The organism is Cupriavidus sp. GW821-FHT02F09 (genome assembly GCF_059421605.1).
Genome location: NZ_JBWKVH010000072.1, coordinates 1 through 24,720, shown reverse-complemented (window position 1 = coordinate 24,720; position 24,720 = coordinate 1). Strand labels below are relative to the sequence as shown.

The window sequence follows — 24,720 nt, the reverse complement described above, 5'->3', positions numbered from 1 at the left end:
CGCTTCATTCGGTCCCCCAATCTGAATGCGTTGATCCAGTCTAGGTGATCGAGACGTTTTCACACACCCTCGGTCGGGAACCGCCAGCCAGATCCGCTGAATCTCCTTCGGGTGGCCCCCTTTCGGCAAGCGATTGATTCAGTGCTTGCGGGTTTCCCCTTAATTCTGGGCGCGGATCGCGGTGAGACAATCCAGCCGTATCGCGCGAATTATGCATCGTAGCGATCCAATGCTCGCAGACCAACCGAAGGGAGATGAATATGCATCGCTTTGTCGCTCTTTCCGCTGTCCCAATCGCTTTTGCCTGTGGCTACCTTACAGCCCATACGGGACTGCCGCCGGCCCACGCGCAAATCCCGCCCGCCACATTGGCGCCGCAGATCATCAACTTGGTCGCCATGAGCAATGAAGACATCGGACCGCAGGTTCCCAATATGGGCACGCTACGTACGAAGGGGCTGGTGGCGACGCCACAAGGGACCGTTGCAGTGCAATCGGGCAACGTTCCGAAGCACTACCACACCAGCGCCGACGAGATCCAGTATGTCATTTCAGGAAAGGGCACATTCTGGCTGGGCAGTGAACAGCGCGAGGTCGGCCCGGGTGACCTGATTATCATTCCAAAGGGTGTCGCGCACGCGGGTTCGATCGCAACCAGCGGCGATTTCAAGGCGCTGGCAATCAAGTTGCCGCCGCAGGCTGCCGGGGATACCCATATGCTTCCCTGAAACATCAACGGACTGAAGGCAGAAACTCTGGCTCCCCCAAGAGGCCAGCCTGTTATCGCCCCCCCTGTTCCCTCCAACCGTGTCCTGGCGGCCAGTTGCTTTTCCAAAGCAGCTTGAGCGGCCAGACGAAGACGTGGATGACCTTGAGTTCGTGGAATTCGTAGCGGGAGCTCATAGCCAGCCTCCTGGCACGGTGAGGATCTCGGCCGCGGCCGCGCTGTCATAGCGGGCCTTCATGTCGGCGGCGATCACCTCGAGCGATGCTGGCAAGGCCAGATCGGTGGCGTCCGCCTTGGGGTCGAACAGCGGCAGGCGCAGCTTGTAGAGCTTGCCACCTTCGATCAGCGCAAAGGCCTGGCCCTTGGGGAGCTTGACCAGATCGGCCGGGGTCAGCATTGGCACGAGCTGGGTGGAAATGCGGTCTCGCTGCGGGAGCCGAATTCTTCAAAATCTCGGGGGTCGTTGGTGTCCGAGGCGGCGCTGGCCAGCATAGTCGAAGCGACGGACACTTCAGGCAGTTGGTTGGTCAGAATCTCGGCCGTTTCGTTGTTCTTGACCCGGAGCATGATGAGTGTGTTCAGGTTGCCGCCGATTTGCCCAGCCTTGGCGCGGTTGCCGATCTTGGCTTCGACGTCAGACCAGGTCTGGGTGTAGACCGTGACCTGGAAGCCGGCGCCGCCGGCCTTGTTGAGCAGCGGGATGAACTCGTCGCCGATCAGTTCGTTGAACTCGTCTGCGTGAACCACGATGCGGCGTTTGCCTTCTGCCGTACTTTGGCCAAAGCCGGCGCCAAACTTGTAGAGTTGGCCAGCGATGGAGGTGAGATCGGCAAACATGGCGTTGCCGATAGCCGAGCCGACTTCAAAGTCAGAGCGGGAGTCCAGGCCGACGTAGACGATGCCACCGCGGTTGATGACCGACATCCAGTCGAAAATCGGGCGCGCATCGCCGGTGGCTTCGTAGTCGGGGGAGATGAGCTCTGCAATCTTTCCGGTGGTGAGCTTCTCCAGGAACGGATACAGGGAGGCCACCAGCTTTTCAAAGTAACCGCGCTCTTTGGCCACCAGCCCGGCCAAGGCGTTGGCTACCGGGTCGAACCATGCCTGCGCGTTGATGAAATCGATGAGCAGCAGCAGGTCCAGCGCATGCTGGGTCTTTTGCGCTTCCTTGGTCTTGGTCTTGCGACGGTCCTCATCGCTCGCATACTCTTCGAATGCACTTCTCCAGTTGGGCTGTGTCGTGTCCAGCCAGTGATCGATATACGCCTGTGCCAGCGCGTCGATGTTGGACGTACTTCGGCAGCCGTTTCAAATTGCGGTGAAAACGCACGATCCGGTAGCCCTGATGCAGGCGCCAGGCGGCAAGCGTGTAGAAGCCCAACATGCCTGTCCATGCAACCGGAGGTGGCGTCATGAACCAGTGCGGGGCGGTGAGTAGCGCCGTGCCAGCTATGGTGGCCGTGGCGGCCGAGATAAGCTCGACAGGGGGACGGAACAGATTCTCGATGGGATACGCCATATCCAGTCTCCAACGTCAGACAGGGGTAGCTCAGGAGGAGGGGCCGAGGTTGAGGGTGATGTCCTCGCGGTAAGTGAGGTGGCAGTTCACTGGTGGGACGGGATTAACGAAGCGCTCGGGCTGCAGGATGACGACGCCGGAGAGCGGCTTGGCGGTGGTAGCACCACCCGGGCCACCACCGGACGTGGTGTAGCGCAGAATATTGATTCGAGTCGCCTTGCGGCCCTTCGGGGCCGGCTTGGTGGCGATGTAGTGCCAATGCGCCTTGAAGACCGCCTTCTGCACCGCCGTGTACTCCAGGGCTTCCCCACTCTCGGCGCGTGGATCGGTGTCGTGCGTGAACTGGCGGAAGATCCGGGGAGTCACCAGCAGTAGGCCCTCCTTGACCGAATGGACCTGTGCCCGGGAGGTATTGACCAGCAGGCTGCCTTGCGCAATGCCCTCCTGCAGCCACCGCATGAATTGCAGCGCCAATGGCGGCGGGGGCGCTTCGTCACGTGGCGTCAGGGGCGGTAGGGCGGGCGTGGCCGGAACCACGGGTGGGAGAATCTCCGCTGGAGGCATTTTTGGCGTGGGGGAGGGGCGGCCTGCGCCGGTGTCTGCCGCTCTCTGTTGCCGGACCTCGGCCTGCAGGGCGGAGGCCGATTCGATCTCATCGAGGAAGTCCTCTGCGCTACTGCCGCATCAAGCAGGGTTACCGGCCATATCCGATCGATCCCCTCGACGCCGAGGTGCTCAAGGCGCTGTCGCCTTACCGGCGCGAACACATCAACCGGCTCCCGCACCGGCATTCCGAGTTGGCCTGTGCTCCTGGGCGCGGCTGTCGAGAATCGCAAAACTCTGAACTTTGGTCATTCCACTCTGAACCGCCGGCCAGAAGGGCTCGGCGAGCGAGGGTACACTCGCCAATGGCGCATTCTGACCTGGCTCGCGGCCGAGTCGGGTGACGACGGAACGAAGCCCATCCGTTAGCGCATCTACAAAGCCATTTTGTCTATTTCGCGACGAATCTTGTGGTTTCCGCGCGAGATCAATTTCCGGCTGCTGTCTACGATCTTCCATTCAAACGTCAAGGAGGATCCAGACATGCCATTATTCGCCCCCTCGCCACGCCCCGCCTGTCGCACGGGAGACGCCGCATGAACAAGAAGCGGCTCGGACTGCTCACCGGCACGCACGCAGTCAACGATCTCTATCAGGGGCTGGTGCCGGCCCTGCTGCCCTTCATGGTGCTGGAGCGCGGCTACAGCTACGCGGCCGTGAGCGGCCTGATGCTGGCAGCCACCGGCCTTTCCAGCGTGGTGCAGCCCCTGTTCGGCGCCTATGCCGACCGCGCGCACCGCGGCTGGCTGGTGCCCACCGGCTTCCTGGTGGCCGCGCTCGGCGTAGTGCTGGCAGGCATGGCGTCCACCTATCTCGCCACCTGGGTGGCCATCGCGCTGAGCGGCCTCGGCATCGCCGCCTACCATCCGCCGGCCACGGTGGCCGCCCGCGCTGCCGGCGGCACCTCGCAAAAGGCAATGAGCGTGTTCTCCGTGGGAGGCACCGTCGGTGCGTCGTTCGCGCCTTTGCTGGCCGCGCTCGCGGTTGGGGGTGGCGCGCTGGCGCGCAGCTACCTGCTGGGCATCCCGGCCGTGCTGATGGCCGTGCTGTGGCTGGTCGCGTCGGCGCGTCCGGCGGCCGTGCCCGGCGCAGCCGCGGCCAGACGTTCACAGGCGGCGCCGGTGCCCAATCAATGGCGCGCCTTCGGCCTGCTGGTAGCCACCATCATCTGCTGGTCGATTCCCTATGTCACGGTGCTGTCGATGCTATCGCTCCATATGACACGCGATCTCGGCGGCAGCGCCTTTCTCGGCGGCGCGGTGCTGACCGCGTTCACGGCGTCCGGCGCGGTGGGCACGCTGCTGGGCGGCTGGCTTGGCGACCGCCGCGGCCGCATGACCGCGATCCGTGCCGGCTATGTACTGATGCTGCCCATGCTGGCCGGGCTGGTGCTCGTGCACAGCGCGCCCCTGGCGCTGGTGTTCACGGTATTGCTGGGCGTTGCCATGTTCCTGCCGTTCACGGCACAGGTCACGCTGGCACAGGACTACCTGCCGCGCAACCCTGCCATGGCCAGCGGCATCACGCTGGGCCTGGCGCTGTCTGTGGGCGGCATGGCATCGCCGCTGTTCGGCCTGCTGTCCGACGCGCGCGGCCTTGCCTTCACGCTGGCCACCGTGCTCGGCGTGCTGTGCGTGGCCAGCGCGCTTGCCCTGCGCCTGCGCGACCGCGCCCCGCGCATCGACGAGCAGGGCCTTGCCGTCGCCTAGCCTGCGGTAGGGTGGCGTCCCCTGCTGCCAGCCAATGGGCGGCGGGCGGGCTACACTGGCGCGCACGATGACGCTTTCACCGAACCACAGATCCGCCTCATGAAGACCCTGTCCGACGCCGCCCTCCAGCAATCGCTGCAGACGCCCCGGCCGATCGTGGTGGTGGCCAACGACCAACCGGACGGCTCCGAGCTGGCCGAGCACTGGCACCAGCACGGACAATTGATCCATGCCATCTCCGGTGTGATGATTGTGCGCACCGCGCGCGGCGAATGGGTGGTCCCGATCGGGCGCGCGGTGTGGGTGCCGCCGCAGCTCAGGCACCGCATCGGCGCCGTCGGCGATGTGCGCATGCGCACGGTCTTCGTGGCCGGCGGCGCCTGCGCGGCCATGCCGCAGGACTGCCGCGCCATCGAAGTCAGCCTGCTGCTGCGCGAGCTCATCCTGCATGCGGTACGAATCCCGGCCAGCTATGCGCCGGAAGGGCGCGACCAGCGAATCATGGCACTGATCCTGGACGAAATCCGGGCGGCACCCGTGCTCTCCCTGCACCTGCCGATGCCGCAGCATGCCCGCGCCGCGCAGCTGTGCGCACGCCTGATCCAGAGCCCCGCCCAGGCGGCCACCCTGACTGGCTGGGCGGCGGAGCTGCATATGAACGAGCGCACCTTCGCGCGCTTGTTCAAGCGCGAGACCGGATTGACCTTCGGCGCTTGGTGCCGCCACACGCGACTGCTGCTCAGCCTGCCCAGGCTGGCGCAGGGCGACGCCATCCTGGAGGTGGCGCTGGATCACGGCTACGACAGCCCCAGCGCGTTCGCGGCGGTTTTTCGCAAGACCTTCGGCGTCAGCCCGAGCGCGTACTTCCGCAAGGCCGAAGCACCGGACTGACATGGCGCCCTGGTGTGCCGGGCGGAAGTGACGACCCGGGGCGGCGGCCCTTCGCTGTGCCACAATCCGGCAGCCAGCGGCACACATGACACTGGCCCTCCCCACAAGGGCATTGCTTTGTTCTAGTGAGGTGGCGAATCACCGGCTGGCGCTGTGCCACCCTCGATATAGAAGGTGCCCCGGACAGGCAGGAGGATCGCGCGGCCGCTGGCGCAGGTCGCAGGTATCATCTGCGTCCATGCCCACTGCCATTCCTTCCCGCCAGTCCGCCGCCTCCCGTCTGCTTTCGGGCGCCAGCCCTGCCGCGGCGCTGCGCGAACGGGCCGAGGCAATCCTCTGGATCCGCACCCAAATGGCAAGGCACGGGGTGACCCCCGAGCAGCTGCTGGCGGCCGGCTGTTTTGCCGCAACCGAACGATCGGCGCCAACGGTGGTGCGCTACCGTAGCGCCGATGGGCAGAGCTGGGACGGGGAGGGCGCCATGCCGGACTGGCTGCGGCGGGCGGTCAACGCCGGGCAGACGGTGGAGCATTTCCGGGTTGGTGTCTGACCTGCACTAGTGAGCGCCGGCGGGGCACACTTGTCGAGATTCGCTCAACTCTGAACTTTGTTCGCTTAACGCTGAACCGCTGCTCGCCCTTACCGCAAGTTGTATCGGTTGTGCTCACGCGCGACACTGTATATCCATACAGGCATCATCATGACCGGAGCGGAACGCCACGTTCACAACTGGGTCACTGTAGGGAATCGGAATTAGCTTGATTGCCGTGCGGCCCGATGGGGGTACGGCTGCTCCAGGGTTCGGGTTCAGCACCGGGACAAGGCACGACCGCTGTCGGCCGGCCTGAGACGGTCGCAGTTTCACTCAGACGCCCTTCGGCGCCCAATAGGTGCCATCTGGCAATGCACTGCGAACGGCTGCCTTCAACGATAATGGCCATTCGAGCGTCGCAAACCTCATGGATTGTGTCTGGCGGGACCGAAGAGTCTGCGCCACGGGCCGAGGCGCCGGCTAAAGCTTGAGCGCGATCCGACAGAACAATAGATTGACAATGATCACAGGACACGTCTTTATTGCTACCAGCCTTGACGGCTATATCGCCCGACCCGATGGGGACATCGACTGGCTTCTGAACCGGGATGAGCCGACAGAAGACCATGGCTATCCGACCTTCATCGCCGACAAGGACGCGATCATTATGGGCCGAGGCTGCTACGAAAAAGTCCTCACGCTGGGCGAATGGGCTTACGACAAGCCCGTTCTGGTGCTGTCCCGGCAATTGGCTGGCAAGCCCGTGCCGGAGAGGCTGCAGGGAAAGGTGCGGTTCTCGGATAGCACGCCCACGGATGCGATGAAGCAACTGGAAGCTGCAGGCGCGCGTCGCGTGTACGTCGATGGCGGTCAGTTGGTTCAGTCGTTTCTGCGCGACGGATTGATCGCTGATTTGGTGGTCACCACCGTGCCAGTGTTGATCGGGGCAGGCAGACCATTGTTCGGCGCCCTGCCGCGCGACGTCAGTCTGGCGCTCGAATCAAGCCGGCACTTTCCGTCCGGCCTAGTGCAGTCGACCTATCGCGTGCTGTACTAATTTGTGAAGATGCGATGATGAGGCTTGTACATCTGGCGCCGCAATCGGCACTATCTCAGTAGACGAGGCCTTGTGCGTGGCTTCAACCCATTCTAAAGCAGGTCTCTGTTAAGTCATCGATTTTTCGGAAAACGCAGTCTGACGTTTTCCAGTTCCTCACACCTCTTATAGAGCGGGCACCGTCGAGGTTTTACTCGGGGGCGTCTCCGAAGACCCGGATGGCCAGGTCGTGCTCGAATTTGGTTGGCCAAGAATCACGAGACTCTGCCGCATAATGCATCAATACGCCTGTCTCAGGCCTCAGCACGCTGACCAGGCGATCCTGTTCCCCGGTCATGTCGCAGACGCTAAAGTCGGCGGCGATGAACCCGTGTCGACGACAGGCATTGGTAAAAGCTTCGCGCTCCGCGGTAGGAAACGTCTCAAGGGTTGCCATGACAAATCCTCCAATCGACTAGCCAGCCAGCGTGCGGATGGCCGCACCAATTTGTTGCACCTTTCTAGTATCGGCGTACTCCGCCCACGGATCGACGTAGCCGGCAGTTTCCACGCGCTGCAGGGCGGTCTGGACAGTCCAATGGTCGCCCGCTGTCAGTTCTTCCAGTTCCTGCCAGGATACCGGCATCGAAACCCCGAGACCTGGCCGTGCGCGCGCAGAGAATGCGGATACCGTCGTCGCACCTTGGCCGTTGCGCAGGTAGTCGATGTAGATCTTACCCACGCGATTGCGCGACCCGCTCTTAGAAACGAAGCGCTGCGGAATGGTCTGGGCGATATGACGAACGACATCTTGTGCGAACTTCTTCACCGTGGTCCACGGCAGTTTGGGCGCAATGGGCACCACGACATGCAGGCCTTTGCCGCCACTGGTCTTGAGAAAGCTCACCAGGCCAAGCTCATCCAGCAACGTCTTCGTCAGCATGGCGGCGTCACGCATGTGCCGCCACGGCACGCCATCACCGGGGTCCAGATCGAAAATGACGCGATCCGGCTTGTCGATGGCACGCTTGGTCGCATTCCAGGTGTGGAACTCGATCACGTTCAGTTGCGCTGCGGCGACAATGGCAGTCTGGCTGGCGATCTCCAGGAGTGACGGGTGCCCGGCCCATAGGCTGGCATCGAGGACGTTGATCCCCGGAATCTTGATAGTCTCGGCGTGCTTCTGAAAGAATAGCTCGCCGTCGATGCCCGTTGGCCCGCGCACCAAGGACACAGGGCGCCCGCGGAGATGAGGCAGCAGGTGCGGCGCGATGGCTTCGTAGAATCCGGCCAGGTCGCCTTTCGTCAGCCCGGTCGCTGGATCAATCACGCGCTCCGCGTTGGATACCTTGACCGAGCGCGCTGGCCGAGGCCGGGGCTGTTCCACATCGACCGGCCGTTCCCTTGTCACGTTGGCCGCGGCCTTGTCAGCACGCAAGGCATGGAAGACGGGATGCCGGATTCGGCCTTCTTTGGTCCACTCGGTGAACGAGATCTCGGCCACCAGCTTCGGCTTGACCCATCGGGCGACTACGCGCGGTGGTAGCTTTCCAAACGGGCAGACTGGCACTTCCAGTCCGGTCAACATCGCGAGCAACTTGGTCAGCATGCGCGAATCCAGACCGCTGCCAACGCTGCCGGCGTAGTGCAGTTTCCCGGTTTCATCGTGCACGCCAAGCAGGAGCGCGCCGAGGCCTTGTCGGCTACCCTTCGGGGCCGTGAATCCGCAGATAACGAATTCTTGCCGCTGTTTGCATCTGAGCTTGATCCAGCTGGGCGCTCGGGTGGAGACATAGGGCGCGTCGACACGCTTGCCAATCAGACCTTCCAAGCCCATCTGGCACGCTGCGGCAAGAAGGTCGTCAGGCGTGCCCTCAAAGGCCTCGCTGTACCTGACTCGTGTCGCAGCTGGCACGGCTATCACCTCCTTGAGCAGCGCCCTGCGCTCGGTCAACGGAACCAGTCGTAGGTCGTGGCCTTGGAAGAAGGGGAGGTCAAAGACGAAGTACTGGATGTCCTCCACCTTCGATCTATCAACGGCATTCTGCAGCGCTTGGACGTCCATGGTGCCCTTGTCGCTGAGTATCGCGATCTCCCCATCCAGCCAGGCGGAGCCAAGGCCAAGAGCGCGAATCTCCACCGCAAGCGATTTGAGGCGCGATGTCCAGTCATGGCCATTTCTTGTGAAGAGACGGACGTCATCGGCGTCGACCCTTGCCAACAACCGATAGCCGTCGAACTTGATCTCATAGGCCCATTGTTTGGCGTTGCGCGGCACCGTTGAAGCGAGCGTTGCCAGTTGCGGGGCTAACGCAAGCGGAAGGGGGGCCGGGCGTGCTGCAGCGGGCAGTACCTGTCGGCCCTGGCCCGGGCGCGAGCGAAGCTGCTTTGGCACGGCAGTCTTTGCGTTACCGCCGGCAGCCGATTTGCTATTGCCCTGGGCCAGTACGCTGTCCGGCAGGGCTTCGGTGACGTCGTACTCTGCGGCAGAGCGCGCGAACGCGTCCCGCTCCTTGATCAAGAGCCACGGATCCTGACGCTCGTCGCCGCGGCCGCGCATCCTGACCAAGGTCCAATGGCCATGTAGCTTCTCACCTTGCAACTCGAACTTCAGCTTGCCGCTCTGGTAGCCAGCCACCGGATCACCGACCGGCATCCACGTCCCTCGATCCCAAACGATGACAGTGCCGGCCCCGTATTCCTTGGGCGGGATCACGCCTTCGAAGCTCGCATAATCCAGCGGGTGATCCTCGACGTGCACGGCCATTCGCTTCTCTGCGGGATCCAGGCTGGGTCCCTTGGGGACCGCCCAACTCTTGAGGGTACCCTCCAGCTCGAGACGAAAGTCGTAGTGGAGCCGGCGAGCCGCATGCTTCTGCACGACAAAGCTCAGTGCGCCGCTGGCGGCGCCCGCGGCGGACACCTGGCCGCTCGGCTCCGTCGTCGCTACGAAGTCACGCTTTTGGCGGTACCGCTCCAGGCTGCGCGCGTTGGTAGAGGCTGACTTAGCCATGGACTGAGTTCACAGACCGGGCGGCGCGGGCTTTACGCTTTCACGCCGCGGGGATCCTCCCCGTAGCTGTTGCGCATGCGGATCTGCCCATCTCGCCCATGGACCAGCAACTCCACCTTGTCCTGCTTTGGCTCCGCCGTGCCGGCCGCGATGGCGTCCTCTAGGTCGTCATGCGCAGAAGAGGGCTCGTGGGCGCCCCCGCGCAGGACATGCCATTGATCGCCGTGTGGAACGACGTGCACATTCTTGTTCGCCATGATCGTCTCCGTTTCCTCGTCTTCTGTAATCGCAGTATTTCCCCGTCCCATGGAAGCGGCAATAGGCCGCTGTCCGACACGTGGTATGGCACTGGTCGCCATGCAGGTCCGACAGAAATTACATGCACATGTTTTTCCAGGAAGTGCTCGCCTATCCGCAAAGTGACAGTGGAACACCGCCGATTCGGCGGGCACGATCTAAGCTAGATCGATGTACTCCCGACCTGCACGGAGATCGCCATGGCTGCCCGTTCCATTGCTTCCCTCTCTCTCAGCTTCGGCCTCGTGTCGATCCCCGTGAAGATCTTCAGTGCCACGGAAAGCAACTCGGGGGTCGGCTTCAATCTGCTGCACAAGGGATGCGGTTCCAGGCTCAAGCAGCAGTATGTGTGCATCCGCGAAGATGTGGTGGTTGAGCGGTCCGAGATGGTCAAAGGCTATGAGTTCGAAGCTGACCACTACGCTGTGTTTGAGCCGGACGAACTGAAGGCGCTAGAAGACGAGGCGAAGCACACGATCGATATCGTGTCGTTCATGCCGGCCGGAGCCGTGGACCCCATCTATTTCGACAAAGCCTACTACCTGGGGCCGGACAAGCGCGGTGGTAAGCCATACAACTTGCTGGCCGAAGCCATGCGAAAGACGGGGACCTGCGCGCTCGCGCAGTGGGTCTGGAAAGGCAAGCAGTACATGGTGCAGGTGCGGGCGGTCGACGAGGGCTTGGTGCTCCAGCAACTGCTCTACGCTGACGAGGTTCGATCGATGCTGGATCTGCACGTGGAGAAAGCCGAGATTCAGCCAGCCGAGCTGGCTTTGGCTAAACAGCTGATCGAACAGAACTCGGTGGACGGGTACGACCCCACGGCCTACAAGGATGAGGAGAAAGACCGCATCTTGGCAGCGATCGACAAGAAGATCGCGGGCAAAAAGATCACCGTGAGCGAAGAGCGGCGGGAACCACGGGAGGGCGCCGAAGTGATCGACCTGATGGAGGCCCTGCGCGCAAGCATGGCCCGGGGGAAACAGGGCGGAACGAAGGCCGCGACCACAGCAGCTGCAGCGCAGGGCAAGAGCAAAAAGACTGGGAAGCGTGCCACTGCGGCACCGGCGCCAACTCCGGCCAAGCGAGCCTCATCGGCGAAAAAGTGACAGGCCGATGCCGACGTACACCCTGAAGGACGCCGAAACGATGCTGGGCATCCCGCGCTCGGTGGCCACTAGGTTGGTCTCCGAGGGAATCATCACGCCCACACGCGGGCCGCGCCGCCAATTTCTGTTCACGTTTCAGGACATGGTGCTTCTCCGGACAGCCAATTCACTGCATGGCGCCAAGATCCCAACGCGGCTGATTATCCGCGCGCTGGCGAGGGTGAAGGCCTCTCGTGGCACTGGCCAGCCGCTGACCGGTGTGCGGATTCGTGCGATGGGCAACGAGGTGGCGACAAGGGATGAGAGCAGAGAAGGATGGCAGGCCGTGTCTGGCCAGATGCTGATGGATTTTGAGCCCGGCGACCTGGGCGCCGCGATTGTGCAATCACTACACGACGCGCGGCCACCAGCTGCCGATGCGCAGGATTGGTTTCTCATCGGTTCCGAACTGGAAACGGAGAAGCCTATCGAAGCCGAGGCCGCATACCGGCGAGCCTTGGCGGCAGAACCAACGTTTCTGGATCCGTATCTCAACCTGGGCTGCATGATGTGCGACGCGCGCCGGTTTGGCGACGCGGCCGAACTGTACCGCTCTGGCATCTCACAGCTGCCGAGCGAGCCGTTGCTCCACTTCAACTTGGCCGTAGCGTTGGAGGATCAGGAACGCCCCCGGGAGGCACTCACCAGCTATGAGCGCTGCATACAGTTAGCGCCGGACTTTGCCGACGCGCACTTCAACGCGGCTCGTATCTACGAGACGCTCGGCAATGGGATGCGGGCGATCCGACATTTCAATGAGTATCGGAAGCTGCAGCGTTAGCGCGGCCTTCATGCCACAACCCCGCGCGCCTCAATAGAGGCAAAGACCTGCGTGGACGAGGAGTCGCTCACCTATACCGTTCAGCCCCTCAGTAGCGCGCGGGGGAACGGTGTGAGCAGGCCGCTAAGCGCTGCGGCCTGCCGTAGTACCGTCGACAGACCGATTTTGGCCCGACAGATGCGCGAGACCATGGGATCGGGCCATTGCAAGATTGATCGCTGCTGGGCGCCCCACCCTCCAGGAGCAACGATCTCTCGGGCTACTCGCAAGCCAAGCTCAACGCCATAGCCAGAAGACTCAACGAACGCCCACGCAAAGCACTAAACTTCGTGAGGTACTCGGCATAAAGCCACTGTTATTGCGGAGAACTCTGCGAGCTACGTCGCGCTTGCAAGGGCCAGTCACAGGCCGGCGAGCCTGCCGGCGGGGCGCGGGGGCAGGCTTCGATGCGTCCTGCTCAAGCCGATGACGCTGGAGGAGCTGGTGGAAGATGTTCGGGCGCTGGCCAAGATCCGCAAGCCGTTGGCGCAGGTGCCTGACGAAGTGCGCGAATTTGTTGGCCAGCGGAACGCGCCGGCGGCCCCGGAAGTCGGGTTGATGGCCTGGGGACGCTCCCTCGCGTCGGTGCCGGCGTGGCTCACGATGCTGGCTGGCGGCTCGCCGCGGTAGTGTAGTGGTGCAGCGAGGGTGCCCATGGCACTTCAGTATTGGTAGTGCAGCGAAAGATCGACGACCGTATTGGTCGCCCTTTGCGTAATCGGACTGTGCGCCGCCGAGCCCACGAGTTGGCCAACCGCAACGTCGCCGGTGACAAACCAATGCTCGCGAAAGAGCCAGATCGCGGAGATGCCTGCGCCGTATGACTTGAGGCCCGCATCGGCCTTGTACTGCGGATAGCCCGAGCGCGCCGCTTGAGCCGAGGTGACGCCGAACCAACGGCTCATGTAGCGCGCATCACCGAAGGTGACGGTAGGGCCGGCAAACCAGAAGAAGCGCTCCGAGCTACCGGGCAGCGGCAGGTAGGCGCCGATATCGCCGATCCAGCCGTCGGTGCCGCCCAGGCTGCGCCGCACATCGATGCGCACCACCAAGGGGAGTGACGCCGACACCACGTACTCGCCAAAAAGCTTGGTTTCCACCGCGAAATTGATGTTGCCGAGTCCGTTGAGACGGCCAGGATCGTCAGCCATCCGCCGGCCCAGGTTGTAGCCTATCGCCACCCCCGCGCGCCAATGGTCCGCCCGCAGCAGGTTCACGCCGATGCCCTCACCGGTGGAAACAAAGAACAGGTCGCGGTAGCGGATATCGAAGCTGGGGCCCGCGAGCACGTGATAGCGCTGGGTACCTTCGTAATACGGTCGCAGGCTGGCAGCGGCCCCAACCTGGACCTGCCAGTCGGGCACCTTGGCCTCGTATAGTTTCATCAACGGGACTCCCGCCGAATATTGCCACTCGGCTAGCGGCGACGGTGTCTGCGCGCGAGCGCTCAAAGTGGCAGCCGCCAGGCCTACCAACAGGGCGGCCGGCCACCAAGCCGCAGTACCCGTCGGCTCTGCTGTTGGAGATGGATTGCTGTTATCCGCCATTCGTCACTAGCTCCATCGAGCCTCGGTGCCCGGAGAAAAGGGCATTCGGATAGTCTTCCTGCTTCAGGATGCCACGCTTACCTTGTGTTAAGACTACAAAATCCCTTCGGCTTTTTCAAAGCGCCGCTACGCTGCGGTGGTGCGCCCGGAACGACGGTAAATACACTGACTGGATTGCCGGAGCGAATGGACTGCCTCGTCTGCCCCACGGGCGTTTCGCGACGCGACCACCCCGAGGCGGCCGACCTAAAGGGCGCGCGATGAATACGAAGCTCAGCACGTGCGCCCACACCAACGCCATTGGGACTCCACTATGGCGTGTACTCAATAAGGAGACTGAGGTTTGACACGGATGGCGCTTTCGAGACTGCGCCCGAATGTGGATCCGGCAAGATCCGACCAATCTCTCTGAGCGGACTCTTGCCGGCTCGCGCTCACGCCTCGCTCACCCACTCGGTGCTGGTGGCGGCGCGTAGACCTGCTTCCCACTCGTGAGTTCTGTCGGAATCGTCCGACATTGAATTCGGAGCCGGGGACCTGCTTGCGCCCGTGGTCACTATCTATCGTTGCTTCAGGGCGATACACATTTACCGCACTTGCAAGCATGCGCCGCCACATTTGCACTCTGACCTTTAGCATGCCGCACCGTGCGCGGCAGCGCGCCCAAGTTCCAACGAATGGAGGTGACACATGTTCAGATCCAAAACCCGTCTTATCCTTGGCCTAGCACTAGCCGCAACGGCAGTCCTCTCGGCGTGCGGCGGCGGGGATGACAGCATCGGCGCCCGCATCGGCGTCAGCGAGCCGACTGTCCGGGTGATCCATGCTCTTACCGGTGGCCCTAACCTGGATGTGCTGCAGAACGGCACCAAGACCAACCTGCTGAATGAGCCCTACAAGTTTGTTTCGAAGTACTTCAACGTGGACGAGGGCAACCAGACGTTCTCGTTCAATGTTGCCAACACGGCAACTGAACTCGGGCGGACCACAGTGAGCACGCACACTGGCCACAAATACACGGTGGTAGCCCTACCCGGCGCTACCGCGGCGGACGTGCTGCAGATCGACGACCCATTTGAGAAGGGCCTGTTCTCCGACAAGGCTCGCATCCGCAGCCTGAACGCATCGTTCAATGCACAGAATGTCGACATTTACCTGACCGTCCCGGCAGCTGACCTGGCAGCAGCAACGCCTACGTTTGCAGCAATCGCCTACAAGTCGGCGGTACCGGCATCGGGCAGCGATTCGATCGACGTGAATGGCGGCACCTATCGCCTGCGCATCACCACGGCCGGCACGAAGACAGTGATCTTTGACTCGGGCACGCTGACGCTGGCCAACAACGCAGACTGGCTGATCACCACAATCCCGGTTGACGGCATCGGTGCAACAATACCGAACAAGATCAAGGTGCTGGTCGCCCGCGGCGATGACGAGTCGCAAGCTGGGCTTGAGTTGGTGACTCAGTAAGAGGCTTCATTCTTGGCCTGATGCCCCTGCTGTGCCATCTCCTAATGCACTGCATCCGGTGTGCGCAGTCCGGCGGCTCGGTGGGGGTGCATCTGGGCAACGAGCCGGATTACGTCAAGCTGCGTATTATCGAGAGCCCGCTGCTCGATCGCGACCGCAGCGCCACGCGGCAGACCACCTTGTCCGATTTCTTCGGGCGCGTGTGCCGGGGCAGGGTTCGCAGACGTCACGGCAGAGCTCCGCGCTGTTGCTGACGCGCCGCATGTTGGAACTGCTTGGCGCGATCCCCAGCGCCGAAAGCCCTGCCGGCGAGAGCGACAAAGTCATCGTCTGCATCTCCGTGAGGTTTCCCCCGCCACGCCGTCCCGGCATAAGCGTGTCGCGGCCGGTTCGTGTCCGCCAGCAGCATTCCCCCGCATTTCCGCTACGCCGTCCTGTAGTTTTTACCGATTCGCGTACGAAGTGCGCGCCGCTCCCGGCGCAGCGGGCAAGCTTTGCGGACGTCGCGGCGCCCGCGCAGCCGTGATTGTGCGGTCCGCACCGCTGCACGGCTCACACGTGCGGACTGGCCCGCCAATTGCACAGGTTGTGGTAAGCCCATCCGGGAGGACCCCGCCATGCAAGACGCCCGCAAATCATCCAAGGCCGCGCCGGCGGCTCACAAGCCGGCGCAGGCCGACAAGTCACACGCAACGCCCGCCACGCGCCCTGCCGCCGGCGAGGAGAATCGCGCGAAGACCTACCAGGCCGCCGTCGACGACGCGCTGGAAATGAGCTTCCCGGCCAGCGATCCGATCTCGCCTAGTGCAGCCATGCATGCTGAGAAGAGGACGCAGACCGCGCGCGACAATGTGGACTGGAAGCTCAAGCGCGGTAGCGAACACCAGCCTGTCGGCGCAAAGCCCGCCGGCCACCGTAAGGGCACCACTCGCAAGTGACCGCCACCGCTAACCTGAAAGGACGGAGGACGTGGAGCGGGCAGATCGCGATCGGAGTCGACGCACGTGAGCAGCATCGCTGCATATCAACCATCTGGTCCAGGACTTTCTACAAGCAAGGAGTTATCCATGACGTCAGTCGAACCACGCAGTCCTGGCCGCGAGCCAGGCGCCTCCATTGTTGGCGGCGTTGACCAGAATTCTCCGGGCCCGGGCCCGTTCGTGATGGCGGCCGACACGCTGGAAGGCAACAAGGTGGTGGACCCCGCTGGTGAAAACATCGGCACCATCGACCATATCATGATCGACGTGCCAGCCGGGCGCGTAGCCTATGCCGTGATGGCCGTGAGCGGCTTTCTCGGCATCGGCGAAAAGCTGTTCGCGCTGCCGTGGTCCGCTCTCACGCTGGACACTCGGCGCAAGTGCTTCGTGCTCGGGGTCGAGAAAGACCGCGTAAAGGCCGCACCTGGCTTTGACAAGGACCATTGGCCGAGCATGGCGGACTCGCGGTGGGCCACCAGCATCCATGAGTACTACGGCATATCGCCGTACTGGGAATCCGAGCATTACGACCCGAGGGGCTGACACCCGGGGAGCGAGAAGCAGTGAACAGGGGAGAGTGAGGGTGAAAGTCGGTGGAGTGTCCGCCGACTTTCTTGCGCTCGTGGTTCTGCTACATGAAGGAGAGGGTGTTCGCCGGATTGCGGGGAGGGCCCTTTTGAGGGGCCGCTGGTTCGCCCCTGAGGTTGGTGCCTGCGGGGGCGCAACATGCGCGGCGCACCGCGCGCGGATTGTACGGCCGGTGTAGAGACGCGTACTCCAGAGGACACTCTGCAAGTGCAACCTGCGTTGTAGGACAGCGCCCGCTGAACCATTGGCAACGCGCTCCATAGAATGAATGCAGCGCGTTGCCGGCGGCAGCAGCCAACAGCCAGGGGCGGAAGATGAGCAAGCCAGCATTCACACTGCATCGGATCGACAGCGCGCCCGCACAGTATTTTTTACGAACGCCTCGAAGCTGGCTTGTGTGTTGTGCTGGAAGAAGGTCTGTCACGGTTCCAGCGCTACGCGCAACAAGGCCGGCTCATTGAGCTTGGTTATGCCTTCGACGGCGCGACCCGCTGCTGGTGACAGTGGCAGCCGTCCCGGCTGAGGGAAAGAAGATCTAGGTCAACGCCGAATACTGTGTGGAGTTTCATAAGCACAGCAAATGCGACGTGACATATTTCAAGACGATGTTGGAAGTCACGACATTCATCGAAGTGAACTTCCGCCATTACGGGGAAGGGTTCAAGGTCGACGGCATTGCGTTTCGACCAGCTCGCTTTGTCTGGGATTTGTTCGGCGAACTCGAGGAAGAGGGCGATCAGTGAGTTGCTGACGCCGTGATGTTTCCACCCGCCTGGGGAATCCGTCCCCTGGGATCGATTCCCGCTGTTAGGAGAATCGATATGGAGGAAAATCGCAAATCGTTCTGGCAGCACTGGAACGACTGGCTCTCGCAGGCTTCCGATCATGAACTGGAAGTGCTGGAGCGCTATCTGCGGCTTGCCGCAAAACGCAAGGGAAACACAAGTGTCTCCGGGGACAACCTAGTGCGCCTGTGGATCCGCTGCTGAAGTAGGTATCAAACACAGCTTGGCTCCTGTAATGGCTGTGGATCCTTCGGGATCTGGAGTGTGATCGTCTCAACCATCCCGCGGGGACCGCATCCCCGATCGGGGTCGTGCCGGAACCCGCATTTTCAAGGAGTCTTGAAATGCAATTCTTGCGCAATCTATCCGCCGGCTTCCATCGCCAGCCTGCCCAAAACGGTCACGTTCCGTTCTGGCAAGGCATGAGCCGGAACTATCCGAAGTTCCTGGTGACGCTGGAACTTGGCTATGTGCAGCGTCTCACGGTAGGTGTCTCCGCGCCACACGAAGACGGGGCGACATCCATCGTGCGTCGCGCGCTAGACGCCGGCACGCTCTGGAAAGACACCGAAAGCATGCCGATCCTGCAGCACGGGTTCGAGCCTGCCAAGGCGGAACGCCTCATCCAGGGCATGTCCGTGCACGAGGTGGACGACTTGCCGGAGGCGGATTCATCGGTTTCGATGATGCGGTGCTATGACGCATCGTTGACGCTCTTGACCTTCGCTCGGCAGGTGCTGGAGGAGTGTGAGCGCCACCAGGACCTCGATGACCCGGTCTCCGACACGTTCACCGTGGAACTGGCCGCCGATGACATTCGCAAGCTGGCGAAGTTGGTGAGTACGCTCGACGACTGCTGAGCGTCGTCTTTCTGTTGATCCCAGCGGGGAAATCGCTTCCCTGCCCAGGGTGACGATTTCCCTCGCCTTCGATATGCATGGTGTTGGAGATGTCACCGATGGAAAACAAGCTGCATACGCAGTTGCTTCAAAAGATGGCCGGCTATCCGCTCGGCTCACAGTCGGAGGCGAACGATCCGATGGTGCTGGTTAAGCTCTTTGATATTGCAGGGGCTGCAACCTGGTGGGTGACCGAGTATGACCCCGAGGACAGGATCGGCTTTTGCTACGTGACCGGCATGGCCTACGACGAGTGGGGAACGGTCTCGATCGATGAACTTTTCGAGATGTGGATGACCTTCGCTACAGATCCGCGGCGCAATGTCTGGCGCGTGCAAACCACGAAGCCGGGCATCGGTACGCCACGAATCGAGTTGGATCGTTCGTTCGAGCCGAAGCTGTTCAGTGAAGTGAAGGCGATGGTGGCAAAGTATGCGTTGAGAGCCAGCAACGCAGTCTGAACGTCGCATATCACGCAATTTGGAGAGGGTAACCTCTTTGCACCTGGTCGGATTTGCCGAGTTTCCTGGAAACAGGATCCTTGGCGATCCGAACCTAATGGTTGGGGGGGATCTTGATTCTCTTGTCAGTCGGAGCAGAGATGCAACGCAAGCCATCACCATGACGATCTACTGATCATGGTCAACGTGCTGCCTTACGCGCGAGGGCTGCTCTGGGCCTCTTGCGAATCCGTCGCGTTCGCTGAGCATCCCACGGACAGGGCCCTAGGAACAGCTGACCGGTGTCTACGTTTATCGACGATTCGATCCACTGCTCACGTCACATGCCATCTTCCGACACAGCTTGGCTTCTGCGATAGCTGCGGACATGACAACGCACCGAAGCGCGATCGTATCATCAACCCATGGGTGTTCCTACTACGCGAAAAAATATTCGAGAATGCCGTCGATAGCGCTGTGCGGCGCAGGTGACAGCCATTCGTGCAATGGAAGCGATGGTACCGGTCGTCCGATACCATCGCAACGATCATTGCCAGTTTGCTGCCAACACTTGCGCCAGGCTGCTTTGGTAGTTTGGCGGCAAGGTCGTCTGGCCAGCCGCAGGTGGCGCAAAGCCTGCCATCGCCTGCACCAGGTTCTGCACCTGACTGTCGAGCAGCGTTTTACCGTCGCTCGTCTTAAACACCTCTATGTTGTGCAAGCTCGTCGCGATCTTATCGGTTGTTCCAATGACACTAATCTCCAACACTTGCCCGTCCATGCGGAACCAAAGCTGATCTGATGAGATGCCGGCGCCAAAGAGCACCGTGTCGACATCTCCCCGTTCCTCATAGCCATCCCGCACAATGGTGTCTCGCCCAGAACCTCGCCCGAACAGGAAGGTATCGCTCCCGGCCCCTCCTGTTAGGTAATCCTCGCCGGAGGCTCCTTCAAGGACATCATCTCCTGTGCCTCCGTCCAGGCGGTTCCAATTGCCGTTGCGCACTTTCAACGTGTCGTTGCCGTCCCCCCCGTTGAGATATGTGGTGCTATAGGGGGAGCCTGCATCCACCTCCATCACGTTGTTCAGCTCGTTGCCGTTGATGAAAAAGGCCTCTTTTCCGCTGCCAGCCGCTTTGCCAACAAAGTTCTCGATGTTCGCCGCCAGGTAGTACTGCGTACCAGGCAGCGAAGAGATCACTGTGTCCACGCCTTCGTTATCGAGTTCGGTAACGGTATCACCTGTGGCATCTACATAGTAAGTGTCGTTGCCCGCGCCGCCGCTCATGTTGTCGTTCCCTTGCACGCCATCCAGCGTATCGTCGCCTTCCGTGCCGGTCAGGATGTCGTCGCCTGCGGTTCCGATGATCCTCTGTCCTGCAATCGAAGCCGCCACGACGATACGCAATGATTGAGCCGCGCTCGCCCCCGCACGGTCAGTGACGGTGACTTTTAAGTCCAGAGTCCCGGTATCGCTGCTGCTCGCCTTGCCGCTGAACGTGCGGGTAGCCGCATCGAAGCTCAGCCAGACCGGCAGACTGCTGCCATCGCTGCGCGTTGCGCTATACGTCAACTTGTCGCCCGCATCCACGTCGACGAACAAACCATCAGGCAGCGCGTACTTCCACAGAACCCCTCCCGCAACGGTCTGAGCAGCCATCTGCGCCCCGACCGTGGGCGCGTCGTTGGTGTTGGCAATGGTGATGCCCAGTGTCGTAGCCGCACTCGCGCCTGTCGCGCCAGTGGCGATCACATTGAGAACAAGGCTGCCGACATCTGCGTTGAGCGGCATGCCAGTGAACGTCCGCGTCGCCGCATTGAACGTCAACCACGATGGCAATGCGGCACCATTGGCGAGTGTCGCATTGAAAATCAGGGCGCCGCCATCCCTTGCAGCAAATGTGTCGGCGGGCAGCACGAAAGTCCACGCGGCATCTTCCGTGACATTCTGCGCCGCCAATGGGTGCAGCACCGTGGGCGCGTTCACGAGCGAACTGATCTTTGCGCGATCCCACCTCGTTCCATCTGCGAAGCTGACCCGCTCGATGCCCTGAGGACTCGCCGCAAACCAGTGTCGCATGGTGATACTGTCGCTTGCGCTATACGCCATCACCAAATCTTCCCCAACACGTGTGACCTTCACGTTCGCGGGCGCAACCCCGCTCGCGAAGGAGACGGTATCGATATCGCCAGCTGAATTGACTGCTTCCTCTATGGAGTCGACCCCATCCCCCAGGGCAAACACATAGGTATCACTGCCCAATCCTCCCGCCAAAACATCATTCCCCTTGCCGCCGTTGATCACGTTGCTGGCCGCGTCATCTGTTGTCAAGACGTCGTTGAAGTTGCTGCCCACCATGTTGGTGACATCCCTGAGGGTGTTCCCAAGATTGTCTCGTCCGACCACCACTTGGATCCACTGATCGTCGTCACGCTCGGTGAGTGTGATCTGCTCTAGCCTGACGCCGACCCCCAGTTCGGCATAAGATACCGTATCCTGTCCACCCCAACTTTCGATCCTGTAGTCCCGCCCGGTCACGATGAATGTGTCATTGCCGGTATTGCCGACAAGATAGCTGCCGCGCTCGCCGCCGATCAGGGTGTCGCCCCTGTACGAGGCCCGCAGGTATGTGACATGCGTTTGCCCGTCGTACACGTCTACCCCTTTCAGGCTGCGAACACCGCTAGCCAATGTCGCGAACGACACGCCAGCCACGCCGGCCAGATTTGAAAACAAATCCAGCTTGTTGGGGTCGACCCCCAGCAATGTCACGGTACTGCCGTCCAGCTTGAGAATCGCATTACCACTACCATCGCTCGAAATATCGATCGAACCGAGACCTCCGCTCAAGAACTGGATTTGGTCCCCCCGACTGCCCACCTGGAACCCGCTCACCGTAATATTGCCGGTCGCACTCGTCACCGCGATGTTGTCCACCCCAGAGCCCAGCACAAAGGTCTGGGAGCCGCGGTTGCCCAGCAGCAGGTTGTAGCCATTCTCCACAGAGGTTGTCTTGCCGTTCTCACCCGCATAGACTCTCGTGTAGCCCTGCGATTGGGCGATCGCGCTCAGCAACTGGTCTCCTGTGACCTTTAGCGCGGCCAGTGGCTGCAAAGCGCTCGCATACGCTCGGAACGCCTCGGCCGCCAGCATGGCGTCCGAGCGAGTCAGGAACGTCCCCCCGTTGGAGAGGTGTCCCGTAAGGGAAAGGTTCACTGGCACCACTTCGTTGAGCTTGTTCTGGACGGCTGGCAGGGTTGCTATCATCGCGTCCATCTGTGCTTTGACATCCAGATATCCGGAGATCGCGCCGTTCCACGACTTTGTGGCGTCCAAGGTGGCCAGCCAGGCATCCTCGCGAGACTGGCCGGTTTGCGTGGCATTGGCCACCTGCGCCTTGGTCTGCGCATTGCCCAGCGTGCTCGCTGCTGCGTCAATGGCGTTGGCCACCGTCAATTCTCCCGTTCTCAGGGCGGCAATGCCATTCAGTACATTGACAACGTCCGAGGGTGCCGTATTGATGCGTCGCGAGGCGGCCGGAATCGTGGCGCGGTCGCCGTCAGGTCCGACGAAGTAGGTGATCTTGTCGTTAAGGGCTGTCCGGACCAGGCCCGCTTGGACGGCCCAGCTCATCTTGGCTCGGGCTTCAAAGGACGCTTGGTCGAACCCCGTGCCTGTGGGAAGCACGAATCTCTGCTGCAGCGCAGAGATGGCCGCCTGCTCACCGGAGGGAATGCCTTGGATGGCCGTGGCAATGGCTCTGGCCTGGCCGGCGGCCATGGCGGCGTAGCCCTTGCCGGCATAGTCGGCGAAGGCCAATGCGGCTGCCGAGACTGGTATTGTCCCATCCCTTGGAACCGGCACCTCAGTAGATAAGCCCACGTCGCTGATCTCGTGCCGCTTACCGTCGGCTGTCGTATAGCCAGCCTTGCTGACGATCACGTTGCCGTTGACCGCTCGGTTAACCGTCTGGGAGGTCAGATCGATCGACGTGATGCCAAGGCTCGCGAGCGAACGCAGCTCACCCGTGTCGGTTTTGCCGTCTTGGTCGGCATCAACCCAGACTTGCAGTTCGTCGAAGTAGCGCTTGCCAGTCGCAGCATTGATGCGCGACGTGGCCACCGAGAAGGTGGAGGCACCGGAATTGGCCAAAGTGGCAAGTGCCTTGAACCCGTCCTGGCCCGCTGGCGGTGTACCCGACACCGCGAACTTCTGGCCGAACCATTCGCCGGCGTTGTCCACGACCCCGTTGCCATTCTTGTCCAGTACTAGAATGCCCTCCGTGTGTCCCACCCAGCCAACGACCTGGGCCGTGCCCGTCCCATTGGCATCGAAGATGGCAGTGCTCCTGTCCATGGACACAAGCTTCAGGCCGTCGTCATCCAGATCGAGAACCAATGGAAGCGCATGTGACACCGTCGGTGACTGTAGCGGACGGGGGAGCGATGGCTGCTCACTGCCAAATCCCAACACGTTGACCGTGAAGGTAGACGGCCGGTCCTGCAGCGCATTGATGCGGCTTTGCGCGTTAAACGCTAACGCCTGGGAGACCGCCGCATACATCCCGCTCGAGAGCAACAGCGCCGTGGGGATCTGTCCGCTCAGTACCGCCGGCGCCCATCGATCGGAGACATCTGGCATGCCCAGCCGGACACCCAGCGTGGCAAGCGATGCGGCATTGCCGTTAGCCACGGCCACGCCCGCGACGTTCTCGCCGCTCACACTTGCGATCAGTTGATTCAGTTGCCCCGCTTTGGTGCTCTGGCTGGCGGATGTATCGCTCGCATTCGATTGGTTCTGTACATTCGTGATGAATGATCGGAGATCGCCGCTAGTGGAGCTCTGGCCTTCCTGGGTCCAGGAGGTGGGCGTCCAGTTGCCATTGGCATCCTGCGTATACGTTGTGGAAACCTGGCCGCTCGCATCACTTTGCGTAAACTCGACGCGTTCGGGCTGGTCGGAACCGGGCAGATAGGTGCTGATAATGGTGGCTCGTCCGCTGTCCGCGCTGCCGGATATGGTATCGGTGCGCCGAAACAGATTGCCTGATACGTCAAAAACCAGGTCGGTCCTATTGCCATTCTCGAAGACCACGCTGCCGCTGGAGGAACCATCGTCGTGCATGGTGAACCCCGTCATCTCGAAACCGGGTGAGTTGTATGTATTTTGCACATGCGCCCGGAACGCGGCGGCTTCTGGCGTCCCGTCGGTAAGATTTAACTCCTTGAGCACTTGCGCGGTAAAGCTGTTGACGTATGAGCGCTTTTCATTAGCGGCCATGACGGAACGGGCGCCCGCAATCATGAACGTCTCTTTCTCTATTCCTGTGAGGTTCTTGGCTGCCGCAAGGGGTTCGAGGCGCTTGAACTCCGCAAACACCGGATATGCCGCGAGGACGAATCGAATCCGCCCCGGCTCCCAAAGATTGAGCTCCGCGGTTTGCTTGAGAACCAGATAGGACTGGTATCGCGCGCTGGTTTCGTCATCCAGCCAAGTCGTGATGAACCTGTCGCCGCGGTCCGTGGGTGACAGGCCGCTATTCCTCAATTCGCGGAATGCTGCAGTTCGATCCAGAATTCGACGGCTATCTCCATGACCTTGTCCTTCATGGATGAGGTTATCGATAAGATACAGAACACTAAGAAGCTGTTGCGAAATTACCCATTGGGTCTGTTAACTTTTTCGAGCCGGTGTTAACTTCCTGTCTTGTTTTGC

The 24,720-nt window shown here is 61.7% G+C and carries 24 protein-coding genes; 15 read left to right on the top strand and 9 right to left on the bottom strand.

Annotation, left to right across the window (positions count from 1 at the left end; genetic code table 11):
- The first annotated feature begins 260 nt into the window (after window positions 1-260).
- Complete coding sequence (locus AC07XB_RS37640; RefSeq protein WP_477119923.1) at window positions 261-728, top strand: cupin domain-containing protein; 468 nt, start codon at window positions 261-263, stop codon at window positions 726-728.
- Window positions 729-899: 171 nt separating this feature from the next.
- Here the strand turns inward: AC07XB_RS37640 and AC07XB_RS37635 are convergent, their stop codons facing one another.
- The 4 genes from AC07XB_RS37635 to AC07XB_RS37620 form a co-directional block, all read right to left on the bottom strand.
- The gene (locus AC07XB_RS37635) at window positions 900-1,124 is read right to left on the bottom strand and encodes a hypothetical protein (protein WP_492815186.1); all 225 of its coding nucleotides are present in this window, start codon (window positions 1,122-1,124) and stop codon (window positions 900-902) included.
- Window positions 1,118-1,804: a TraM recognition domain-containing protein gene (locus tag AC07XB_RS37630; protein ID WP_492833102.1), complete on the bottom strand. Its 687-nt coding sequence runs from the start codon at window positions 1,802-1,804 to the stop codon at window positions 1,118-1,120. The genes AC07XB_RS37635 and AC07XB_RS37630 overlap by 7 nt, the downstream gene beginning before the upstream one ends.
- A gap of 115 nt (window positions 1,805-1,919) precedes the next feature.
- The gene (locus tag AC07XB_RS37625) at window positions 1,920-2,246 is read right to left on the bottom strand and encodes a hypothetical protein (RefSeq protein WP_492833104.1); all 327 of its coding nucleotides are present in this window, start codon (window positions 2,244-2,246) and stop codon (window positions 1,920-1,922) included.
- 30 nt (window positions 2,247-2,276) lie between these two features.
- On the bottom strand, window positions 2,277-2,705 hold the full coding sequence (locus AC07XB_RS37620; protein ID WP_492833106.1) for a conjugal transfer nickase/helicase domain-containing protein: 429 nt from the start codon (window positions 2,703-2,705) through the stop codon (window positions 2,277-2,279).
- Window positions 2,706-3,385: 680 nt separating this feature from the next.
- Here AC07XB_RS37620 and AC07XB_RS37615 point away from each other — a divergent pair.
- The 4 genes from AC07XB_RS37615 (at window position 3,386) to AC07XB_RS37600 (ending at window position 7,038) form a co-directional block, all read left to right on the top strand.
- Entirely contained in the window at window positions 3,386-4,558 is a 1,173-nt protein-coding gene (locus AC07XB_RS37615) for an MFS transporter (RefSeq protein ID WP_492372344.1), read from the top strand.
- A gap of 99 nt (window positions 4,559-4,657) precedes the next feature.
- Window positions 4,658-5,449, top strand: a complete 792-nt coding sequence (locus AC07XB_RS37610) for an AraC family transcriptional regulator (protein WP_492372343.1) — start codon at window positions 4,658-4,660, stop codon at window positions 5,447-5,449.
- Between the two features lie 238 nt (window positions 5,450-5,687).
- Window positions 5,688-5,999, top strand: coding sequence for an H-NS family nucleoid-associated regulatory protein (locus AC07XB_RS37605; protein ID WP_492372342.1), 312 nt, complete (start codon window positions 5,688-5,690; stop codon window positions 5,997-5,999).
- 502 nt (window positions 6,000-6,501) lie between these two features.
- Entirely contained in the window at window positions 6,502-7,038 is a 537-nt protein-coding gene (locus AC07XB_RS37600) for a dihydrofolate reductase family protein (RefSeq protein WP_492833108.1), read from the top strand.
- Window positions 7,039-7,228: 190 nt separating this feature from the next.
- On the opposite strand, the gene AC07XB_RS37595 is transcribed toward AC07XB_RS37600, so the two are convergent.
- The 3 genes from AC07XB_RS37595 to AC07XB_RS37585 are packed head-to-tail and all read right to left on the bottom strand — an operon-like array spanning window position 7,229 to window position 10,287.
- On the bottom strand, window positions 7,229-7,474 hold the full coding sequence (locus AC07XB_RS37595; protein WP_492372340.1) for a hypothetical protein: 246 nt from the start codon (window positions 7,472-7,474) through the stop codon (window positions 7,229-7,231).
- 18 nt (window positions 7,475-7,492) lie between these two features.
- A complete protein-coding gene (gene ligD, locus AC07XB_RS37590; protein WP_493688189.1) occupies window positions 7,493-10,030 on the bottom strand; it encodes a DNA ligase D in 2,538 nt (845 codons plus the stop codon).
- A gap of 32 nt (window positions 10,031-10,062) precedes the next feature.
- The gene (locus AC07XB_RS37585) at window positions 10,063-10,287 is read right to left on the bottom strand and encodes a DUF2188 domain-containing protein (RefSeq protein WP_492372338.1); all 225 of its coding nucleotides are present in this window, start codon (window positions 10,285-10,287) and stop codon (window positions 10,063-10,065) included.
- Window positions 10,288-10,527: 240 nt separating this feature from the next.
- Between AC07XB_RS37585 and ku the strand changes: the two genes are divergently transcribed.
- The 3 genes from ku (at window position 10,528) to AC07XB_RS37570 (ending at window position 12,925) form a co-directional block, all read left to right on the top strand.
- Window positions 10,528-11,436, top strand: coding sequence for a non-homologous end joining protein Ku (ku, locus tag AC07XB_RS37580; RefSeq protein WP_492812275.1), 909 nt, complete (start codon window positions 10,528-10,530; stop codon window positions 11,434-11,436).
- Window positions 11,437-11,443: 7 nt separating this feature from the next.
- A complete protein-coding gene (locus AC07XB_RS37575) occupies window positions 11,444-12,256 on the top strand; it encodes a tetratricopeptide repeat protein (RefSeq protein WP_492372336.1) in 813 nt (270 codons plus the stop codon).
- Window positions 12,257-12,721: 465 nt separating this feature from the next.
- The gene (locus AC07XB_RS37570) at window positions 12,722-12,925 is read left to right on the top strand and encodes a hypothetical protein (protein ID WP_492833006.1); all 204 of its coding nucleotides are present in this window, start codon (window positions 12,722-12,724) and stop codon (window positions 12,923-12,925) included.
- 32 nt (window positions 12,926-12,957) lie between these two features.
- Here AC07XB_RS37570 and AC07XB_RS37565 read toward each other — a convergent pair whose 3' ends face one another.
- The gene (locus AC07XB_RS37565; RefSeq protein ID WP_492833008.1) at window positions 12,958-13,842 is read right to left on the bottom strand and encodes a MipA/OmpV family protein; all 885 of its coding nucleotides are present in this window, start codon (window positions 13,840-13,842) and stop codon (window positions 12,958-12,960) included.
- A 690-nt stretch (window positions 13,843-14,532) separates the two neighbouring features.
- Here AC07XB_RS37565 and AC07XB_RS37560 point away from each other — a divergent pair.
- From AC07XB_RS37560 to AC07XB_RS37530, 7 genes are all read left to right on the top strand, one after another.
- Window positions 14,533-15,312, top strand: a complete 780-nt coding sequence (locus AC07XB_RS37560; protein WP_492372333.1) for a DUF4397 domain-containing protein — start codon at window positions 14,533-14,535, stop codon at window positions 15,310-15,312.
- 617 nt (window positions 15,313-15,929) lie between these two features.
- A complete protein-coding gene (locus AC07XB_RS37555) occupies window positions 15,930-16,250 on the top strand; it encodes a hypothetical protein (protein ID WP_492812283.1) in 321 nt (106 codons plus the stop codon).
- 129 nt (window positions 16,251-16,379) lie between these two features.
- Entirely contained in the window at window positions 16,380-16,835 is a 456-nt protein-coding gene (locus AC07XB_RS37550; RefSeq protein WP_492372331.1) for a PRC-barrel domain-containing protein, read from the top strand.
- Window positions 16,836-17,467: 632 nt separating this feature from the next.
- Complete coding sequence (locus tag AC07XB_RS37545) at window positions 17,468-17,623, top strand: hypothetical protein (RefSeq protein WP_492833010.1); 156 nt, start codon at window positions 17,468-17,470, stop codon at window positions 17,621-17,623.
- Between the two features lie 78 nt (window positions 17,624-17,701).
- Window positions 17,702-17,869 (top strand): hypothetical protein, encoded by a 168-nt coding sequence (locus tag AC07XB_RS37540; protein WP_492833012.1) that lies wholly within the window; start codon window positions 17,702-17,704, stop codon window positions 17,867-17,869.
- A gap of 140 nt (window positions 17,870-18,009) precedes the next feature.
- Window positions 18,010-18,525 carry a hypothetical protein gene (locus AC07XB_RS37535; protein WP_492833014.1) on the top strand — a complete coding sequence of 172 codons (516 nt, stop codon included), beginning with the start codon at window positions 18,010-18,012 and terminating at the stop codon, window positions 18,523-18,525.
- Window positions 18,526-18,623: 98 nt separating this feature from the next.
- Window positions 18,624-19,025, top strand: coding sequence for a DUF2958 domain-containing protein (locus tag AC07XB_RS37530; RefSeq protein WP_492833016.1), 402 nt, complete (start codon window positions 18,624-18,626; stop codon window positions 19,023-19,025).
- A gap of 526 nt (window positions 19,026-19,551) precedes the next feature.
- Here AC07XB_RS37530 and AC07XB_RS37525 read toward each other — a convergent pair.
- Entirely contained in the window at window positions 19,552-24,552 is a 5,001-nt protein-coding gene (locus AC07XB_RS37525; RefSeq protein WP_492833018.1) for an SPM autocatalytic domain-containing protein, read from the bottom strand.
- Between the last annotated feature and the right edge of the window lie 168 nt (window positions 24,553-24,720).

Bases quoted from the DNA above. Each gene is read 5' to 3' on its own strand.
- ligD (WP_493688189.1), bottom strand. From the start codon at position 10,030: ATGGCTAAGTCAGCCTCTACCAACGCGCGCAGCCTGGAGCGGTACCGC.
- AC07XB_RS37625 (WP_492833104.1), bottom strand. From the start codon at position 2,246: ATGGCGTATCCCATCGAGAATCTGTTCCGTCCCCCTGTCGAGCTTATC.
- AC07XB_RS37530 (WP_492833016.1), top strand. From the start codon at position 18,624: ATGGAAAACAAGCTGCATACGCAGTTGCTTCAAAAGATGGCCGGCTAT.
- AC07XB_RS37555 (WP_492812283.1), top strand. From the start codon at position 15,930: ATGCAAGACGCCCGCAAATCATCCAAGGCCGCGCCGGCGGCTCACAAG.
- AC07XB_RS37570 (WP_492833006.1), top strand. From the start codon at position 12,722: ATGACGCTGGAGGAGCTGGTGGAAGATGTTCGGGCGCTGGCCAAGATC.
- ku (WP_492812275.1), top strand. From the start codon at position 10,528: ATGGCTGCCCGTTCCATTGCTTCCCTCTCTCTCAGCTTCGGCCTCGTG.
- AC07XB_RS37610 (WP_492372343.1), top strand. From the start codon at position 4,658: ATGAAGACCCTGTCCGACGCCGCCCTCCAGCAATCGCTGCAGACGCCC.
- AC07XB_RS37595 (WP_492372340.1), bottom strand. From the start codon at position 7,474: ATGGCAACCCTTGAGACGTTTCCTACCGCGGAGCGCGAAGCTTTTACC.
- AC07XB_RS37565 (WP_492833008.1), bottom strand. From the start codon at position 13,842: ATGGCGGATAACAGCAATCCATCTCCAACAGCAGAGCCGACGGGTACT.
- AC07XB_RS37540 (WP_492833012.1), top strand. From the start codon at position 17,702: ATGGAGGAAAATCGCAAATCGTTCTGGCAGCACTGGAACGACTGGCTC.
- AC07XB_RS37605 (WP_492372342.1), top strand. From the start codon at position 5,688: ATGCCCACTGCCATTCCTTCCCGCCAGTCCGCCGCCTCCCGTCTGCTT.
- AC07XB_RS37640 (WP_477119923.1), top strand. From the start codon at position 261: ATGCATCGCTTTGTCGCTCTTTCCGCTGTCCCAATCGCTTTTGCCTGT.
- AC07XB_RS37585 (WP_492372338.1), bottom strand. From the start codon at position 10,287: ATGGCGAACAAGAATGTGCACGTCGTTCCACACGGCGATCAATGGCAT.
- AC07XB_RS37615 (WP_492372344.1), top strand. From the start codon at position 3,386: ATGAACAAGAAGCGGCTCGGACTGCTCACCGGCACGCACGCAGTCAAC.
- AC07XB_RS37635 (WP_492815186.1), bottom strand. From the start codon at position 1,124: ATGCTGACCCCGGCCGATCTGGTCAAGCTCCCCAAGGGCCAGGCCTTT.
- AC07XB_RS37550 (WP_492372331.1), top strand. From the start codon at position 16,380: ATGACGTCAGTCGAACCACGCAGTCCTGGCCGCGAGCCAGGCGCCTCC.
- AC07XB_RS37620 (WP_492833106.1), bottom strand. From the start codon at position 2,705: ATGCGGTGGCTGCAGGAGGGCATTGCGCAAGGCAGCCTGCTGGTCAAT.
- AC07XB_RS37560 (WP_492372333.1), top strand. From the start codon at position 14,533: ATGTTCAGATCCAAAACCCGTCTTATCCTTGGCCTAGCACTAGCCGCA.
- AC07XB_RS37600 (WP_492833108.1), top strand. From the start codon at position 6,502: ATGATCACAGGACACGTCTTTATTGCTACCAGCCTTGACGGCTATATC.
- AC07XB_RS37575 (WP_492372336.1), top strand. From the start codon at position 11,444: ATGCCGACGTACACCCTGAAGGACGCCGAAACGATGCTGGGCATCCCG.
- AC07XB_RS37535 (WP_492833014.1), top strand. From the start codon at position 18,010: ATGCAATTCTTGCGCAATCTATCCGCCGGCTTCCATCGCCAGCCTGCC.